Here is an 18,159-nt window from a genome sequence, read left to right as displayed (position 1 = left end):
CCGCCCTTGCCGCTCATGACGCGGTCTCCCTCCGGGCAGCGGCCTCGGCGCGCCGCGTGAGGTCGGCCCGCGGGTCGTGGTCCGCCGTCGCCTCGACGTAGGCGTCGAGGGCCTGGCGCGCCGCGGAGCTCAGACGGCTCGGCACCGCGAGCTCGACGGTGACCAGCAGGTCGCCGGTGCGCCCGTCCTTACGGTGCACCCCGCGCCCGCGGACCCGCAACGTCCGTCCGCTGGAGCTCCCCGCGGGGACCTTGAGCGAGACCTTGCCGTCCATGGTGGGCACGGTGATCGTCGTGCCGTCGACGAGCTCGGGGAACGTCACCGGCACGGTGAGCGTCAGGTCGTCGGCGTTGCGCTCCGAGCGCCCGAACAGATCGTCGGAGTTGACGTGCACGACGACGAACAGGTCGCCGGGCGGGCCACCCCGACTGCCGGGCTGCCCCTGACCGGCGAGGCGGATGCGCTGGCCGTCGTCGACGCCCGGCGGGATCCGCACGGTGAGGGTGCGCGAGCGGGTGCTCACGCCGTCGCCGCCGCACTCGGGGCACGGCTCGTCGACGATCGACCCGGTGCCCGAGCAGTCGCGGCACGGCTCGCTGAACGCGAACGCGCCCTGGCTGCGCGAGACCACACCGGCGCCGCCGCAGGTCAGACACGTGCGGGGGCTGGTGCCGGGCTTGGCGCCGTTGCCGCCGCAGTTCGTGCAGCGCGTCGGCGAGGCCAGGCGCAGCGGCAGGGTGGTGCCGCCGACCGCCTCGGCGAAGTCGATGCGCACGTCGGTCTCGACGTCCGCGCCGCGCTGCTCGCGCGGACGGGTGCCGCCCATGCCGGGCGTCGGCCCGGTGGTGGTGCCGGCACCGCCACCGAACAGCCCGCCGAGCAGGTCGCCGAGACCGCCTGCACCGGGCTGGCCCGCACGGGCTCCCCCGCCGCCGAAGAGGTCGCCGACGTCGAAGCCGCCCGAGAACCCGGTGCCACCGGCGCCCGCCCCGGCCCCGGCGCCACGGCCGCCGCCGAACCCGCCGAAGCGCCCGCCCGAGAACATCGTGCGCGCCTCGTCGTACTGCTGGCGCTTCTCCGGGTCGGAGAGCACGCCGTAGGCCTCGCCCGCCGCCTTGAAGCGGGCCTCGGCCTTCGTGTCGCCGGGCTTCGCGTCGGGGTGGTTCTCCCGCGCGATCTTGCGGTAGGCCTTCTTGACGTCGTCGGCGGAGGCGTCCTTGGCCACACCCAGCTCGCGGTAGTAGTCCTTCTCGACCCAGTCACGGGCGCTCATGTCGGAACTGCTCCTTCCGCGGGGCCGGGGGTGTGGTGATCAGGAGGTGCCGGCGTCCGCGGGCTCCGACGTGGTGTCGGTGGCGGGCGCGGTGCCGTCGGAGTCGGTGACCGCGACCATCGCGGCGCGCAGCACGCGGTCGCCGAAGCGGTAGCCGCGGCGCATCACCGTGGTGACGGTCGGGCCCGAGACGTCCGGGGAGGTGTCGTGGGCGACGGCCTCGTGCACCGACGGGTCGAACGTGTCGCCCTCGGCGCCGAAGGGGGTCAGGCCCGCGCGCTGCAGCGTCTCGGTGAGACGGTCGGCGACGACCTTGAACGGGCCGGTCAGGTCGCCGTGGCTCGCGGCGCGCTCGACGTCGTCGAGCACCGTGAGCAGCTCGCCGGCCACGGACGCCTTCGCCGACGCCACGGTCGACTCGCGCTCGCGCTCGGTGCGCCGGCGGAAGTTGGTGAACTCGGCCGAGACGCGCTGGAGGTCGGCGGTGCGCTCGGCGAGCTCGCCGCGCACACGCTCGAGCTCCGGGTCGGCGCCCTCGGCAGCCTCGCCCGAGGTCGCGGTCCCGCCCGACGTGGCGTCCGACGCGCTGGCGTCCGCGGCGGCCTGGGCCGCCCGCGCCTCACCGGCGAGCCCGTCGAGGGCCCCGGGAGCGGGCGTCGCGGCGTCGTCCGTGCCGCCGTCGCCCTGCGGCGTACCGGCGGGCGCGTCCTGACCGGAGGTGGGCACCCCGCCGACACTGGAGTCGGTGGCGTCCTGCCCGACGACCGGATCCTGCACTGTGACCTCCTCGAGAGGGTCCCCGGCGCCGCGGCGCCGGGGTGAGAACGATGGGGGGAGAACGTGCCGGAACCGGCGGGGCCACAGGAAGCCTGCGGCCCCGCCGGTCGGGTCACTCCTTCTTGTCGTCGTCGACGATCTCCGCGTCGACCACGTCGTCGGCCCCGTCGGCCGGGCCCGCGTCGCCGGCAGCCCCGGCGGCACCTGCGGCGCCGCCCTCGGACTGCTGCTGGGCGTAGAGGGCCTGGCCGAGCTGCTGGGACTCGGTGGCGACCTTCTCCGAGGCGGCCTTGATCGCCTCGGTGTCGTCACCCTCGAGGGCGGTCTTCAGCTCGCCGACGGCGGCCTGGACCTTCTCCTTGATGTCCGACGGCAGCTTGTCGTCGTTCTCGGAGATGAACTTCTCGGTCTGGTAGACCAGCGTCTCCGCCTGGTTGCGGGCCTCCGCGGCCTCGCGGCGCTGGCGGTCCTCGTCGGCGTGGGCCTCGGCGTCCGAGACCATCCGGTCGATCTCTTCCTTCGAGAGGGCCGAACCGCCGGTGATGGTCATCTGCTGGGACTTGCCGGTGCCCTTGTCGACGGCCGAGACGTTGACGATGCCGTTGGCGTCGATGTCGAAGCTGACCTCGATCTGCGGCACGCCCTGCGGGGCGGGCGGCAGGTCGGTGAGCTCGAACATGCCGAGCTTCTTGTTGTAGGCCGCGATCTCACGCTCGCCCTGGAAGACCTGGATCTGCACCGACGGCTGGTTGTTCTCCGCCGTCGTGAAGACCTCGGACTTCTTGGTCGGGATCGTCGTGTTCTTCTCGATCAGCTTGGTCATGACGCCGCCCTTGGTCTCGATGCCGAGGGACAGCGGCGTGACGTCGAGGAGCAGGACGTCCTTGACGTCACCGCGCAGCACGCCGGCCTGCAGCGTGGCGCCGACGGCGACGACCTCGTCGGGGTTGACGCCCTTGTTGGGCTCCTTGCCGCCGGTGAGCTCCTTCACCAGGTCGTGCACCGCGGGCATGCGGGTCGAGCCGCCGACGAGCACCACGTGGCTGATCTGGCCCACGGAGATGCCCGCGTCCTTGACCACCTGGTTGAACGGCTTGCGGCAGCGCTCGAGCAGGTCCGAGGTGATCCGCTGGAACTCGGCGCGCGAGAGCGTCTCGTCCAGGAACAGCGGGTTCTTCTCGGCGTCGACCGTGATGTAGGGCAGGTTGATGCTGGCGCTGGAGGAGCTGGAGAGCTCGATCTTTGCCTTCTCCGCGGCCTCGCGGAGACGCTGCATCGCCATCTTGTCCTTGGACAGGTCGATGCCCTGGGAGCTCTTGAAGCGGTCGACCAGCCAGGTCATGATCCGCTCGTCCCAGTCGTCGCCACCGAGGTGGTTCTCACCGTTGGTGGCCTTCACCTCGACGACGCCGTCGCCGATCTCGAGCAGGGACACGTCGAACGTGCCGCCACCCAGGTCGAACACCAGGATGGTCTGCTCGGTCTCGCCCTTCTCCAGGCCGTAGGCCAGGGCCGCCGCGGTCGGCTCGTTGACGATGCGCAGGACGTTGAGGCCCGCGATCTGGCCGGCCTCCTTGGTGGCCTGGCGCTGCGCGTCCTCGAAGTAGGCCGGGACGGTGATCACCGCGTCGGTGACCTCCTCGCCCAGGTAGGCCTCGGCGTCGCGCTTGAGCTTCTGCAGCGTGCGGGCGCTGATCTCCTGCGCCGTGTACTTCTTGTCGTCGATCTCGACGGCCCAGTCGGTGCCCATGTGCCGCTTGACCGACCGAATCGTCCGATCGATGTTGGTCACCGCCTGGTTCTTGGCCGACTGGCCCACCAGGACGTCGCCGTTCCGGGCGAACGCGACCACCGACGGGGTGGTGCGGCTTCCCTCGGAGTTCGCGATGACCGTCGGCTCGCCGCCTTCCAGGACGGCCACCACCGAGTTGGTCGTGCCGAGGTCGATGCCGACCGCTCGCGCCATGCTGACGTCTCCTCTCGAGACCGGGGATGTCATTGAGTGCTCTGTGCTCAAGTATGTCCCGGATGCCGTGTCACGCAAACCGGACCTGAGTCCGTCGCGCTCAAGTGTGTCATCCCGACCAACGGAGCATCGCACGGACTTGTTCCCGACACGCTCAACTTCGTCGGGAAGACCTTGTCAGGCCCGGTCAGGCCCGCTCCGAGCCGGTGCCCGGGCGCGTCGCGAGGGGCAGGAGCTCGCCCTCGTCCCACGTCACCTCGCGGGTGCCCAGCGGCACGCCGGTCTGCTGGGCCTCCATCATCTGCCCGTTGCCGAGGTACATCGCCACGTGGTGGATCGTGTCGGGGTCCGACTGGTCGTAGGCCCAGAAGAGCAGATCGCCCGGCTGGGCCTGCTCGACGGCCACGTGCGCGCCGGCGTTGTACTGGTCCCGGGAGACGCGCGGCAGCACGATCCCGGCGCGCTCGTAGGCGCGCAGCATCAGCCCGGAGCAGTCGTAGCTGCTCGGCCCGGTCGCGCCCCAGACGTAGGGCTTGCCGGTCTCGGCCGTGGCGAACTCGATCGCCGTGCGCGCGATCCCGGGCGGGAGGGCGGCCGCGGGCCCCGGACCCGCCTGGGCCGCGGGCACGCACTCCTGGATCGCGCCGGTCACTCCCGCGAGGTCGGTGACCAGGCTGTTCGCCAGCGACTCCCACTTGGCGTAGGCGTTGGGGAACGCCGAGCGCTGCACGATCTGCGCCGCGCGCGTCACGGGCATCGTGTCCCAGCCGGGCACGGTGAGCAGGCGCTCGAGGAACGTGCGGGTGGCGTAGACGGGGTCGCGCACCTGCTCCGGCGACCCCCAGCCCTGGCTGGGCCGTTGCTGGAACACGCCGAGCGAGTCGTGGTCCACCGCGACGTCCATGCCGACGGTGCCCATCTGCGACTCCTGCATCGCCGTGGCCAGGGCGACCACCCAGCCCCGCGGCGGGATCGCCATCCCCTTGGCGACGCCGATGATCGTGGCCGCGGTCTGGCGCTGCACCGCGTCGAGCTCGGCGGAGGTCTGCGGGACGTCCGCCGACGGCGGCGCGCCCGTCCCCGCCTCGCACGTCGTGGCCTCCTCACCCTCCTCGCCGCCGCCCACGAACTGCCCGACCACGAGCAGCCCCGCGGCCATCACGACGACGAGGAAGCCCGCCAGGGCCGCGACGGGCAGCAGCAGGCGCAGGAAGCGCAGGCGGGGCGGGAGCCGGGGCGGGGTGATCACGCGTGGCGCCTAGGACGCCCGGTCGTAGCCGGACACGCGCCAGTCACCCGGCGCGACCTGCACCATCAGCAGCTCCAGGCGCACCGCGTCGGTGGGCACCTGCACGCGGACGGCCTCGGGGCGGACCTCCACGGCCTGCGGCGGCCCGGTGACGCGGGTGCCGGGCACGTTCGCGGGGTCGACATCGGCGAGGGTCGCGAGGTACTCGTCGGTGGTGAACGGGGCGAGGCCGGCGGTCCACTGCGCGGGCGTGGTGCCCGGCGGGTGCGTCGCCCACGCCCGCGTCCAGCGTTCCGCGACGGCCAGCGCCACCGGCGGGGCGTCGCTCAGCGGCAGGCTGCGGGGGCGCAGCTCCGTGACGGGCGCCGAGCCGCTGCCGGGCGCCGCACCGGGGGCGCTGGTCGACGCCGGCCCGAGGGCGCGACCCGGGGTGCTCGGCCCGCTCGCCGCCCCGCCGAGGTAGGAGAAACCGACGACGACGGCCACGAGCACCGCGAGGACCGCGAACAGGCGCGCGGGCGAGTGCAGGGGCCATTCCCAGAGCGCCCGGTAGGCCGCCGCACGACCCCGCCTAGTCCGGATCGGCACGCGCGCCTCCCTCGCCGGCGGAGGAGCGCGGGGTGCGCGCGGTCCGCGAGGAGCGAGTGCCGGAGCCCGACCCCACCGGCCGGCTGGGGCGGTAGACCCGGTACACCGGCGCGCCGTCGACGAGCTCGGCCTGCACCGGCCGCCGGGGCCCCCCGGCGTCGTCGCTGCGGGCGGCCACGCTGCGGTAGAGGCTGCGGTCGGCGTCGCTGATGGCCGCGCGCGCCGGGGTCGCGTCGCGGTCGCCGCGGGGCGCGCCGCCCGACATCCCCGTGGACGTGCCGCCGGGCAGCGCGCGCTGGGCGGCGCGTCGGGCGGCCAGCGCCGCCGCGGGGTCGGCGGCGTGCTCCTGGGTGTGGCCGACGCGCTCGCTGTCGACGCGCAACGGCCCCGGCGCCACGATGTCGGTACCCCCGGCGGAGGTCGCCGGCTCGGTGCGCGCCGGGGTGCTGCCCTCGGGTCGCCAGCCGTCGCCGCCGGTGCCGCTCGTGCCGCGCCGTTCGGTCCACCAGTCGTCCTGGCGCGACGTCGACCCCGGCAGGAAGCGCGACAGCGCCCCGGTTCCCGCGGGCGGGAGGAAGCCGCTCATCTGGTCGCGGGTCAGCGAGACCATCGCCGCGAGGCGGCGGAACGGCCGCGCGAGGGCCCACATCACCACCGTCACCACCCCGGTGACCAGCAGCGCGAGCCAGGTGTTGACCCCGGCCCCGGGGCGGAACAGCGCGATGACCATCAGCGAGTGCAGCCCCGCCATCGCCCCCACGAGCAGCGTGTTGACCAGCGCCGCGCCGCCGACGCGCAGCGTCGCGGGCAGCACCTCGGGCTTGAGCAGCGCGAGCAGGGCGAGCGCGGGCGCGACCATGACGAGCAACCTGATGATCAACATCGAGACGAGGATCAGCAGCTTGCTCATCAGCTGGAACAGCCCGATGCACACGGCCTGGATCAGCGCGAGCACGCCCGCGCCGGTGCGCGAGCCCTGCCGGCCCTGGAAGTAGCTGTAGCGGTCGCCCGCACGGTCGGCGACGGCCGTGTACTGCTGCTTCTTCGCGTCCGCCTGGGCCTGCCCGTCCTGGCCGTCGGCGACCTCCTGCTTGGTGAACGTCTGCGCCCGCAGCAGCTCACGGCCCAGGTCGCGGGCCTGCGGCACGTCCGCGGAACCGAACTGCCCGCGCAGCCAGTTGTTGTAGACGATCTGGTCGGTGAGCACCGTGGGCAGGGTGTTGGCGTCGCCCACCCCGACCTGGCCCAGGAAGCCCCGCTGCATCGCGGTGACGCCGTCGAGCAGGACCCCGTCGAGCATGCTCGACCAGCGCACCGGGGCGGCGTAGGCCGCGGCGGCGATCGCGAGGGCGATCACCGCGATGCCGGCACGCTGCGCCTGGCGCGAGAGGTCGCCGCGCATCGCGAGCACCAGCAGGATCGCCGCGAGCACGATCAGCGCGAGGCCGACCCACGTCGAGAACACCGCGCTGTACATCGCCTGCGTGCCGGCCTGCACGATCCCGTCGAGCGGGCTGAGCAGCCCCGAGCCCTGCTCGATGAGGTAGTGCGACCAGTTGACGCCGCCGACGACGAGCTTGGCGAGGTTGAAGAACTGATTGCCCAGCCACGTGTCGGTGGCCGCCGCGGGGTCGCGGGCCGCGCCCGGGCCGCAGCCGAGGTCGTAGGTCCACCAGACCTGCCCGGCGTACCCGACCTCGTCGTAGACGCTGCCCGGGGCGCCCACCCCGAGGGGCGCGGGGTCGAGCGAGCCGACGAGACCCGTGCCCGGGCGGTCGGGGTCCGGGGCGGCCTTGCAGTCCAGCGGGGCCGCCGACGCGGGCAGCCCGACGAGCACCAGGCCCGTGACCAGCGTGACGACGGTGACGAGCGCCCGGCGACGACCGCGGCTCGGACGCCCGTCCCGCTCCTCCCGCGCACACCGCGACCGCCGCCACCCCACGACGAGGGCGGCGGCGAGGATCGCGACGACGAGGGTCACCCCGGGTCCCCCGGGCGCCCGGCGCCCACCCAGGGGCCGGGGTCGGGGGCGTCCCGCCGCCCGGGGCTCCGGTCGGCGGGCGTCGTCACGGTGGCGTCGTCCGCCAGCTCCCCGACCGCGTCCCCGGTGGCCGGGCCCTCGTCCATGACCCAGGCGTCGGCCCAGTCGTCGTCGCCGGCGGGCCCGGCATCGCTGCTCTCTGCGGCCGGTCCGGGCAGGTCGTCGTCGAGGTCGGGCACGAGGTCGTCGAGCCCGGGCGGCAGGGCCTCCGGGCCGTCCGGACGCTCGTCCAGCACCGTGCCCTCGACGACGGTGCGCTCGACCATCGGGTCGCGCGACGGCGTCACCGGGCTCACCCGGGCGGTGCCGGGCGGCGGCGTCGCGGGGCGGCGGGGCGGGGCGGGCGGGGCGGGTGCGGCGGGGGGCGGGCCGGCCGCGGGCACGACCGGCACGGGTCCGGTGCGCTCCGCGTCGGCCTCGTGCCGGACGGACGGCGCCGAGCCGGCGGAGGGCTCGCCAGGCGACCCGACCGGCGACTCGACGGGAGCCGGCGGCAGCGGCCGGACGCGGCGGGCGTCCGGGTTGGTGTCGAGGGTCTCGCGCAGGTGCTCGAGGTGCGGGCCCTCGAGGTCGATCCGGATCTTCTCGACGCCACCGTGCCCGTCGGCGAAGACGAACTGGCGCGGGGTGTCGTCCGGGCGGTCGTCGTGGCGGGGCCGCGGGGACAGCGTCCCGAGCATCTCCTCGTAGCCGACGTCGGTGGGCACCCGGAGCAGCCGCAGCGCCTCGGCCTGGGCCTCCTCGTCGTCGGTGCGGCCGACGAACACCGCGTTGACCAGCGACGCGAACCCGGGCACGCGCAGCAGGTCACCCGCGAGCTGCGAGGCGAACAGCGCGCGGACGTTGAACTTGCGGGAGTCGCGGGCGAGGCGATCGATGAGCACCTTGCCGGTGGGGATCTGGGACAGGAAGTGGGTCTCGTCGAGCGCCACGCCCTTCCGCAGGTTCCGGTCGGCGGTGTAGATCGTGCGCTGCGTCAGCCAGGACGCCAGGTTGAGCAGCTCGACGGCGAGCGACTCGCCGTCCGTCCACTCCTCGCGCGGGCTCCCGGGGCGCGGCAGCGCCATGCCCTGCATCGTCAGGACGGTGAGCCGGTAGTTCTCCTCGCCGACCCAGGGGTCGGCGCGCGGGTCGGCGTTCTCGTCGGGGAACAGCAGCGCGGCCTGGGGCAGCTCGCGGCGCTCCTCGAGGAAGTCGGCGACGACGTCGGCGTGCTCCTCCCCCTCCCGCGCGTGGCGGCGCAGCACGGCGATGACCTGGCCCGGGTCGCGGTCCGGGGCGCCGCCGACCTCACGCACCGCGCGCAGCAGCACGATCCGGGTGTGGGGCATGCGAGCCACGTCGAAGGGCAGCAGGCCGGTGAGCACGTCGAGCACGAGGCGCCGGCGGGTCGCGGCGGCCAGCGAGCGCTCGCGGCGCCAGGCCTTGTCGGGGTCGTCCTCGTCGAGGAAGTGGTCGCGCCGGGGCTCGGCCACCACCCGGTAGGGATTGAGGATGCCGGGGTCGGCGCCGAGCAGGTGGATGTGCCGCGAGAACGGCGCGAGCTCCGGGAGCTTGGTCAGCTCCGCGAGAGGGCCGGAGGGGTCGAGCACGGTCCAGCGGGCCCCGGCGCGCAACGTCTTGTAGACGAGTAGTCCGGTGAGGAACGACTTACCGGAGCCGAGGCCACCCACCACCGCGGTGAGACCCGAGGCCCGGCGCACCTCCTGGGCCATCCACGGGTCCCACGCCACCGGGCGGCGGGTGGCCGTGCAGGTCTCGCCGATCATGACCCCGCGCCGGTCGCCCACCGACGCCGAGGCGGCCGGCACGCCGGCCGCCACCCAGGTCACCGACCCCCGGCGCCGGTAGGCCGTCGACGCCAGCGGCTCGCCGGGGATGAACTCGCGGGCGTAGGCGTACTGGGCCTCGGGGTGCTCCATGGCCACGCGCGGGCGGTAGAGGTCGAGCACCTGCTGGGCGCGGGTCAGCGCCTCGCCCTCGTCGCGACCCGAGACCGCGACGCGCCACCACCCGTAGACCCGGGTGTTGAGCTGCGTGAGCCCGCCGGAGAGCTCGTCCTCGATCTGCAGCACCCGGTCGGCCTGGCGCGAGAGCGACATCGGCGGGTCGAGGTCGTGGTCGTGCGTGTAGTGCCGGATCTGGCTGCGCACCTTGCCCATCTGGCGCTGCAGCTCGCCGGCGACCTCCTCCGGTTTGCGCACGTAGATGCGGGCGGACCACTCGACGGGGAACGGCAGCCGGTCGCTGCGCTGCATCCAGGGGTCGTCGGCCTCGGGAATCCGCAGCCCGTCCATCAGGCCCACCGAGAGCACCGCGACGTGTCGCTGCACCGGCTGCGTGCCGAACCGTCCGAGGACCTGCACGGTCGGGGCGTACGGCTCCTGGTGCAGCGCGACGCCGTCGGTGAAGGCCGCGAGGTCCTCGGTCTCCCAGTGGTCGCCCGAGGTCGGCGTCACCGTGCGGGGCGCGGGCAGCCCGAGCGAGCACGAGCGGTGCATCAGCCACGCCATGTCCTCGGCGGTGGCCGGCACGGCGTCCAGCCCTGCCCGCGACACGAGCGCCTCGACGTGCGCGATCTCGGACTCCAGCGCGGCGAGCTCCGCGGTGGCCGCCGAGGGCACCAGCCGGCCCAGGAGCGGGGCGGCCCCCTCGAGCCAGCGGTCGACCACCGAGCGCCCCGAGACCTCGACGCCGAGGAAGACCTCCTTGTCGGACATCGACAGGCCCATGAGGTGGCGCTGCTCGCCCTCGAGGAAGCCCTCCCACGACAGGGCGCCCGCGACGTCCGGCAGGCGGCCGGGCGCGTTGTGGTCGAACGTCTCGGCCCACAGCGCCACGGGGTAGGGCCGGGACGTGACGCGGACGTGCAGCCAGCGGCCCTGCAGCTCACCGAGCTGGGTCGCGATCTGGCGGATCAGCGTCTCGCGCTGCGTGTCGCTGCGGAAGCTCCACGGCTGCGGGGCCAGCCGGTACCAGGCGGTGACGCTCGACGCGGTGCGCGCGAGGTTGCCGTCGATGGCGCGCAGGGCGATCGCGGAGCGGTAGCCCCGGGCCGGCGACTCGCCGAGCAGGGAGCGTCCGCGCCGGCCGGCGCCGTGCGTCGTGCCGGTGGCGGGACGCAGCCCCGTGCTGCGGTGGCCGGATTCGAGTTGCCGGGGCTCGCCGTCGGCCGGGCCCCGGGCCTTACCGCGGCGCAGCACCGTTGTCCCCTCGGTCGCCCCCTCGCGCGCTCCCTCGCCCGCTCTCCGAGCGCCCCGCGCTGCCGCGCGCCCCCGGGCCGAACGGTGCGTCGGGTGCCGACGAGCCGGAGGGCTCGTTGGACATCGGCCAGCCCGGACGGCGCCGCGGACGGGCGGGGCGTCGCTGCGTGCGGTCGGGATCGGCGTCGGCGGCCGCCGTCGTGCCCCGGTGCACCGGGACGGCCTCGCGCCCGGCCCGGCCCGCGCCGGTCCATGCCGCGACCGACGCGTCGCCGGCACGACGGTCGGCCGCAGGCGGCAGGGCGGGCGATTCCTTCTCGGGAGCGGCCTTCTTCGGGGCGGCCTTCTTCGGCACGGCGTTCTTCTGGGTGGCCTTCTTCGGCTCGGCCTTCTTCGGGGTGGCCGCGGTCCCGACGTCCGCGCTGGACGGAGGGCGGAAGTCGGCGTCCGACACGGCGGCGGTCCGCCCGGGGCGCCGGGCCCGCGTGCGGCGCTCGTGCGCGGCGCGCGTCGCGCGGCGGTGGGACGGGACGGCGTCCTCGACGCCGGGCGTCAGGTGCTCGCCGGCCCGCGCGGACGCGGGGCGCCGCTGCTGCGGGACGGGCTCGGGGGCCGGGGTCTCGGTGGCCGGGGCCGCGGCGGCCGCCGGCTCGTGGGTCGCGGCGGGCCGGGCCGGGTGGGCCGCCCGCTCGCGGGGCGACTCGTCGTCCCGCGGCGGCGGGCCCCAGGAGTCGTCGGCCTCCGCGGGTTCCTCCGACGCGACCACGCGCTCCGACCGGTCGCTGCCGCGGGGCAGCGCGATGGCGGTGGGAGCGCCGGTGAGGCGCGGGCGGTCGCGGCGCACGGTGACGTGGCCCGTGGTCAGGGCCCCACCGATCACGCGGTCCCGGGCGCGCGGACCGCGCAGCTCGTGGACGAAGAGCGTCAGCCACTCCAGGAGCGGGCGCTCGTCGTTGATGCGCCGCGACACGAAGCGCGTCACGGCGACGGTGATGAGGAGCGCCCAGGCGACGGAGAAGAAGCCGAGGTCGATGCCGAGGCGCCGCTGGACGAACATCACGACGAGCATGACGAGCAGGCCCACGCCGTACGCGGAGTAGCGGGCACGCCAGGGGAACGTCGCCCTCGGGGGGCCGAGCCAGACGGCGTCGACGCGGTACACGTCGTCGTCGGTGCGGATGTGCACCAGCGTCACCCCGTGATGAGCTGGGCGAAGAACGCGCCCACGCGCGCCCCCGCACCGGGGGTGAGCGCGATGCCGAGCGCGATCAGGCCGATGATCAGGCCGATGGCACGGCGGGCCACGCCGGCGTTGTCACCGCGACCACCGATCCACAACATGATGATCGCGATGCCCAGGAGGATCAGCGGGACGATGTTGTCCTGGATCCACCCCTGGAGCCCGCCGGTCCCCGGGGCCTGCGCGACCAGGTCGGCGCCGAGGAACGTGACGGTCATGGCGGTCCTCCTGCGGACGTGCTCATCGGTGTGCCGGGGCCCGTTCTCGACCGGTTGAGTAAACACAAGAGGTGAGGTGTTCCAAAACCTCCCGCGCCCGGACACGCGGCGCCCTGGAGAAGCGCCGGAACACCCGTCCCGCACTCCTTCCCCCACAGGCGTCGCTGCATCGTCCACCCTCCGCGACCGCATCCGGGGCGCGACACGCCCTCGTGGTCCGGATGAGCCTGGAGTGACCCTCGGCGCACGGACGGTCATCACCCAGCGGCACAGACGGGTGGCGTTCACGTCTGCAAAGCATCGCCCGACGGTGTAGTCGGCCCCGTGGTTACCGCCGAGTAGCTTCGGTCACCCTTCGCGGCGCCGATCCCCCTACCGGCGGTTACAGTGCCGCCGAAGCAGTCGTTGTTCTCAACCGGGTCACCACCACGACCCGGCACTCGGGGAGGTCCCGCCGTGGTCGTCCGTTTGGTCCTGGGCCTCGCCCTGACCCTGATCGTGGCCGTCGTGGCCGCGCGCAGGGCCTGGTGGCTCTACACCCTGATCTCCTCCGGCCAGCCCGACGCCAAGCGTGCCGAGGGTCTCGGCGGGCGGGTGCGCGCGCAGTTCGTCGAGGTGTTCGGGCAGCGGAAGCTGCTGCGCTGGTCGATCCCCGGCCTGGCCCACCTCTTCACGATGTGGGGCTTCATCATCCTGCTGACGGTCTACATCGAGGCCTACGGCGCGCTGTTCGTCGAGGACTTCCACATCCCGCTGATCGGGCGCTGGGCGGCCCTGGGCTTCCTGCAGGACTTCATCGCGATCATGGTGCTGATCTCGATCATCGCCTTCGCGATCATGCGTATCCAGCAGGCCCCGGAGCGCCGGGCGCGGACCTCCCGCTTCTACGGCTCCCACACCGGCGGCGCCTGGCTGATCCTCTTCTTGATCTTCTGCGTCGTCTGGACGCTGTTCGCCTTCCGCGGCGCCTCCTCCGCGGCCGGCAACCTGCCCTACGAGTCGGGCGCCTGGGCCTCGATCGGCACCGGGTACCTCTTCTCCGGGCTGTCGCCGGAGACGCTGTTCGTTCTCGAGACCGTCTTCCTCATGCTCCACATCGCCGTGGCGCTGATCTTCCTCGTGGTGGTGCTCTACTCGAAGCACCTCCACATCTTCATCGCGCCGATCAACGTCTCGGCGAAGCGCATGCCCAAGGCGCTCGGGGCCCTGCAGCCCCTCGAGCACGAGGGCAAGCCGATCGACTTCGAGGATCCGCCCGAGGAGGCGTCCTTCGGTCGCGGCAAGATCGAGGACTTCACCTGGAAGGGCATGCTCGACTTCGCGACCTGCACCGAGTGCGGTCGCTGCCAGAGCCAGTGCCCGGCGTGGAACACCGGCAAGCCGCTCTCGCCGAAGCTGCTGATCATGGACCTGCGCGACCACATGTTCGCGAAGGCGCCGTACATGATCGGCGGCAAGGACATGCCGGACGAGGGTTCGGCCACCCAGGACGGCACCACCAACGCCGGCGGTGACGAGGTCGGCCACGGCCACGGCGTCCCGGAGTCGGGCTACGAGCGCCACCGCGGCACCGACGTCCTGCAGGCCACCCGCCCACTCGTCGGCGACGCGGAGTCCCTCGGCGTCATCGACCCCGACGTCCTCTGGTCCTGCACCACCTGCGGCGCGTGCGTCGAGCAGTGCCCGGTCGACATCGAGCACGTCGACCACATCGTCGACATGCGCCGCAACCAGGTCATGATCGAGTCGGAGTTCCCGGCCGAGCTGGGCGTCCTGTTCCGCAACCTGGAGAACAAGGGCAACCCCTGGGGCCAGAACAACTCCTCGCGCATGGACTGGGCGAAGGACCTGCCCTTCGACGTGCCGGAGTTCGACGGCGAGCTCGCCCCCGAGACCGAGTACCTGTTCTTCATCGGCTGCGCCGGCGCGTTCGACGACAACGCCAAGAAGACGGTGCGCGCGGTCGCCGAGCTGCTGCACATCGCGGACGTGGACTACGTCGTGCTCGGCAAGGAGGAGAGCTGCACCGGCGACCCGGCGCGGCGCTCGGGCAACGAGTTCCTCTTCCAGATGATGGCCATGCAGACCAAGGAGATGCTCGACGCCGTCTTCGAGGGCCGCGAGCCGGGCACGCGCAAGATCGTCACGACGTGCCCGCACTGCATGAACACCCTCGGGCGCGAGTACCCGCAGCTCGACGGCCACTACGAGGTCGTCCACCACACCCAGCTGCTCAACCAGCTGGTGCGCGAGAAGAAGCTGGTGCCGGTGGCGCCGGAGTCCTCGCCGGTGCCGGCCGCCAAGCTCGACATCAACCCGACCACGGGGCTGCAGTACCACGGGCCGCACTCCGACGGCACCGAGCGCGGGCTGATCCCGGCCGACGGGCACGGCACGCCGGGCCACGACGCCGACCAGGCCGCGCCCGCCGCGGTGGCCCTCGCCGAGAAGGAGTCGACGAACGGGCACGGGGCGAACGGGAACGGGCACGCCGGGTCGAACGGTGGGGCCCGCAAGACCGTGACCTACCACGACCCCTGCTACCTGGGCCGTCACAACGAGGTCTACACGCCGCCGCGCGAGCTGGTGGAGGCCGCCGGGGCCGAGCTCAAGGAGATGCCCCGCCACGCCGACCGGGCGCTGTGCTGCGGCGCCGGCGGTGCGCGCATGTGGATGGAGGAGCACATCGGCAAGCGCATCAACATGGAGCGCGTCGACGAGGCCATCGCCACCGAGACCGACACGATCGCCACCGGCTGCCCGTTCTGCCGCGTGATGCTCACCGACGGCCTCACCGAGCGCCAGAGCGAGGCCACGGCCGTCGGCACCGAGGTCATGGACGTCTCGCAGATGCTCCTCGCGGCGGTCAAGCGCGGGCGGCCCGAGGCGGTCGAGGAGACCGACCACGTCGGCGACTCCGATCCGGACACCGCGGCCACCTCGGCCAACGTGCGCAACCCGGGCGACGACGCCTAGGCGTCCGCCCGCCCGTCGGAGAACGAACGACGCCCCCGCTGCTGACCGGGCAGCGGGGGCGCCGTTCGTTCGTGGGGGGGTCGCAGCGAACGGCCTGTTCGCTGCTTCTGTGCGCGCGAACTCCGCGCTCGCGGACGCCGCCTCCGCACCGACCGATAGGGTCCCCGCGTGCTGCTCTCCGACGGCGACATCCGCGCCGAGATCGCGGCCGGGCGCGTCGGGCTCGACCCGTTCGACGCGACGCTGCTGCAGCCCTCCAGCGTCGACCTGCGGCTCGACTCGCACTTCCGCACGTTCAACAACCACGCCTACACGCACATCGACCCGGCGCTGCAGCAGGACGACCTGACGCGCATGGTCGAGCCGGCGCCGGACGAGGCGTTCGTGCTGCACCCCGGGGAGTTCGTCCTCGGCTCCACCTACGAGGTCATCACGCTGCCGGACGACGTCGCAGGGCGATTAGAAGGGAAATCGAGTCTAGGCCGTTTGGGCCTGTTGACTCATTCCACCGCCGGCTTCATCGACCCCGGCTTCTCCGGCCACGTGACGCTCGAGCTCTCGAACGTCGCCAACCTCCCGATCCGGCTGTGGCCGGGGATGAAGGTCGGGCAGCTCTGCCTGTTCCGGCTGTCCTCGCCCAGCGAGCACCCCTACGGCTCGCCGGTCTACGGCTCGCGCTACCAGGACCAGCGCGGGCCGACGCCGTCGCGCTCGTACGTCAACTTCCGGCGCGGCCTGCCCCGCTGACCGGCGACCTCAGCCGACGAGCTCGCCCGCGCGGTGCACGCGGTTGCGGCCCGAGTTCTTCGCCGAGTACAGCGCCCGGTCGGCCTCGCTGAGCAGGGCCTCGCCGTCGCCGGCGTGCTCGGGCAGGCCGGCGACGCCGAACGACGCCGTCACGAGCTGCTTGTCGCCACGCCGGAAGTCGGCCTCGACCCGGGAGCGCAGGCGCTCGGCGAGCTGGGCCGCCTCCTCCGGGCCGCCCCGCGTCACGAGGATGGCGAACTCCTCGCCGCCGTAGCGGTAGGCCGTCTCGCCGTCGCGCATGGCGGTGCGGATGGTGCTCGCGACCTCCTGGAGCACGACGTCGCCCTGCTGGTGGCCGTAGCGGTCGTTGAGCTCCTTGAAGTGGTCGAGGTCGAGCATGATCACCGACATCGGCGAGCCGTGCCGCTTGGCGTTGGCGACGGCGGAGTCCAGGTCCGCGCCGAGGCGGCGGCGGTTGGCGAGCTGGGTCAGCGGGTCGAACTGCGAGAGCCGCTCGGTGGCGGCGTGCAGGCGGCTGGCCTCGATCGCCGAGCCGGACAGCGTCGCGAGCATCTCGACCGCCGACAGGCGCTGGCCGTCGACCTCGCCCTCGGGCGAGTCGTAGCACTCGAGGATCCCTATCACCCGCGCACCGACGACCAGCGGCACCGCGACGGCGGCGTCCTCGCCGGTGTCGGGGTCCCCGCGCGAGATCTGCCCGTAGCGCGCCGACCGTCCCACGACGCCGACACCGAGGTGGCAGTGCTCCTCGAGGGGCGCGACCGCGCCGCGGTCGGAGTCGTAGGCGAGCTCGAGGCCGCTGCCGTCCTCCTCGAGCAGCCAGAGCAGCACCCGGCCGTCGGTGACCGCGACCGCCGCCTGGACGGTGGAGTCGATGACGTAGCGGGTGTTGAGACTGCCCGCGATCTCGCGGGTCATGATCAGGATGGTGCGCAGACGGTCGGTCTGGGCCTGCAGACGCTCGGCCTGGGCGGCCGCCTCCTCGCGCTGCCGGCGCAGGGCGACGGTCATGTCGGCGAGCCCGTCGCGCAGCGCCACGAGCTCTGCTGACCCCTGCACGGGCTCCGGTGGGGCCAGGCGTCCCTCGCTGATACCGCGGACCGACGCGAGCAGGCCGTCGACCGGGACGACGACGTGGCGCTGCAGCCGGTACCGACCGCGCAGGGCGACGACGAGCGTCGCGATGCCGATGAGCGCCAGCAGCACCCCGACGACGAACTGGTTCACCACGGCGCTGCGGTCGGCCGCATCGATCGCCGCGAGGGTGTCGACGCGGGTGGCGTCCTTGCGGGCACGGTAGTCGTCGAAGAGCGCCGTGCCCTGCTTGAGGAACGCCTCCGCGCCGCCGGGCGGCGGCAGCCGGCGGGCCTGGTCGGCCCACTCGGTGCGCCAGCGCTGCTGCGCGAGGAGGAGGGCGAGCACGTCCTGGCGGAGCTGGGGCTCCTCGAGGAGGTTGACCATCTGCGTGTCGGCGGCCGCGAGCGCGGGCGCCGCACCGGTCGCGGAGTCGGCGAAGAACTGGTCGCCGGTCGCGAGGTAGCCGCGCAGCGAAGCGTCCATGTCGAGCATCGCCTGGTGGGAGTCCTCGAGCGCGAGGAGCCCGCTCTGCAGCCGGGCGTCGGTCGGACCCGACACCGCCCCGGACCAGACGAGCCGGAAGACGACGAGCAGCACGATGAGGAGCGCAGCGATCGACACCGTGAGGCCCAACCGCTGGACCTCATGGATCAACCTGGGTGCTCGCCTCACCGACCCCCGCCTTCCTGGTGCGCCGCCTGTACACCAGGTCCATCAGGCTTGCGGGGCATGACGTTAGCCGCGAGGGGGTACGGGCTCTACTTTTTGTACGCACTTCATCAC

General features: G+C 73.6%; 12 protein-coding genes. 2 read left to right on the top strand and 10 right to left on the bottom strand.

Going from position 1 to position 18,159, the window contains the following annotated elements; all coding sequences use genetic code 11:
* Positions 1 to 13: 13 nt before the first annotated feature.
* The 9 genes from OG774_RS21910 to OG774_RS21870 form a co-directional block, all read right to left on the bottom strand.
* Positions 14 to 1,273, bottom strand: a complete 1,260-nt coding sequence (locus tag OG774_RS21910; protein ID WP_328304319.1) for a DnaJ C-terminal domain-containing protein — start codon at positions 1,271 to 1,273, stop codon at positions 14 to 16.
* Positions 1,274 to 1,312: 39 nt separating this feature from the next.
* On the bottom strand, positions 1,313 to 2,050 hold the full coding sequence (gene grpE, locus OG774_RS21905; protein WP_328304317.1) for a nucleotide exchange factor GrpE: 738 nt from the start codon (positions 2,048 to 2,050) through the stop codon (positions 1,313 to 1,315).
* 112 nt (positions 2,051 to 2,162) lie between these two features.
* Entirely contained in the window at positions 2,163 to 4,016 is a 1,854-nt protein-coding gene (gene dnaK / locus OG774_RS21900) for a molecular chaperone DnaK (protein WP_328304315.1), read from the bottom strand.
* 187 nt (positions 4,017 to 4,203) lie between these two features.
* Positions 4,204 to 5,175, bottom strand: coding sequence for a C40 family peptidase (locus OG774_RS21895; protein ID WP_442874007.1), 972 nt, complete (start codon positions 5,173 to 5,175; stop codon positions 4,204 to 4,206).
* A gap of 99 nt (positions 5,176 to 5,274) precedes the next feature.
* Complete coding sequence (locus OG774_RS21890) at positions 5,275 to 5,853, bottom strand: hypothetical protein (RefSeq protein ID WP_328304311.1); 579 nt, start codon at positions 5,851 to 5,853, stop codon at positions 5,275 to 5,277.
* Positions 5,837 to 7,834, bottom strand: a complete 1,998-nt coding sequence (locus OG774_RS21885) for a hypothetical protein (RefSeq protein ID WP_328304309.1) — start codon at positions 7,832 to 7,834, stop codon at positions 5,837 to 5,839. Before OG774_RS21885 ends, OG774_RS21890 begins: the two co-directional genes overlap by 17 nt.
* Positions 7,831 to 11,019: an ATP-binding protein gene (locus OG774_RS21880; RefSeq protein ID WP_442874006.1), complete on the bottom strand. Its 3,189-nt coding sequence runs from the start codon at positions 11,017 to 11,019 to the stop codon at positions 7,831 to 7,833. The genes OG774_RS21885 and OG774_RS21880 overlap by 4 nt, the downstream gene beginning before the upstream one ends.
* Before the next feature lie 61 nt (positions 11,020 to 11,080).
* The gene (locus tag OG774_RS21875; RefSeq protein ID WP_328304307.1) at positions 11,081 to 12,292 is read right to left on the bottom strand and encodes a hypothetical protein; all 1,212 of its coding nucleotides are present in this window, start codon (positions 12,290 to 12,292) and stop codon (positions 11,081 to 11,083) included.
* On the bottom strand, positions 12,289 to 12,555 hold the full coding sequence (locus OG774_RS21870; protein ID WP_274188821.1) for a hypothetical protein: 267 nt from the start codon (positions 12,553 to 12,555) through the stop codon (positions 12,289 to 12,291). Before OG774_RS21870 ends, OG774_RS21875 begins: the two co-directional genes overlap by 4 nt.
* A gap of 456 nt (positions 12,556 to 13,011) precedes the next feature.
* On the opposite strand from OG774_RS21870, the gene OG774_RS21865 reads away from it, so the two are divergent.
* Together OG774_RS21865 and dcd are read left to right on the top strand one after the other, a co-directional pair.
* Positions 13,012 to 15,531, top strand: coding sequence for a heterodisulfide reductase-related iron-sulfur binding cluster (locus OG774_RS21865; RefSeq protein ID WP_328304305.1), 2,520 nt, complete (start codon positions 13,012 to 13,014; stop codon positions 15,529 to 15,531).
* A 168-nt stretch (positions 15,532 to 15,699) separates the two neighbouring features.
* Complete coding sequence (gene dcd / locus OG774_RS21860; RefSeq protein WP_274188823.1) at positions 15,700 to 16,278, top strand: dCTP deaminase; 579 nt, start codon at positions 15,700 to 15,702, stop codon at positions 16,276 to 16,278.
* 9 nt (positions 16,279 to 16,287) lie between these two features.
* Here dcd and OG774_RS21855 read toward each other — a convergent pair whose 3' ends face one another.
* A complete protein-coding gene (locus OG774_RS21855; RefSeq protein WP_328304303.1) occupies positions 16,288 to 18,009 on the bottom strand; it encodes a diguanylate cyclase domain-containing protein in 1,722 nt (573 codons plus the stop codon).
* Positions 18,010 to 18,159: the final 150 nt, after the last annotated feature.

This window comes from Actinomycetospora sp. NBC_00405, assembly GCF_036044095.1.
GTDB lineage: Bacteria > Actinomycetota > Actinomycetes > Mycobacteriales > Pseudonocardiaceae > Actinomycetospora > Actinomycetospora callitridis.
Note: the sequence above shows the minus strand (reverse complement) of the source record. Positions and strands in the feature narration are given on the sequence as shown.

Excerpts from the sequence above, each read along its gene's own strand:
- OG774_RS21870 (WP_274188821.1), bottom strand. The coding sequence starts at position 12,555 with ATGACCGTCACGTTCCTCGGCGCCGACCTGGTCGCGCAGGCCCCGGGG.
- OG774_RS21910 (WP_328304319.1), bottom strand. The coding sequence starts at position 1,273 with ATGAGCGCCCGTGACTGGGTCGAGAAGGACTACTACCGCGAGCTGGGT.
- dnaK (WP_328304315.1), bottom strand. The coding sequence starts at position 4,016 with ATGGCGCGAGCGGTCGGCATCGACCTCGGCACGACCAACTCGGTGGTG.
- OG774_RS21895 (WP_442874007.1), bottom strand. The coding sequence starts at position 5,175 with ATGGCCGCGGGGCTGCTCGTGGTCGGGCAGTTCGTGGGCGGCGGCGAG.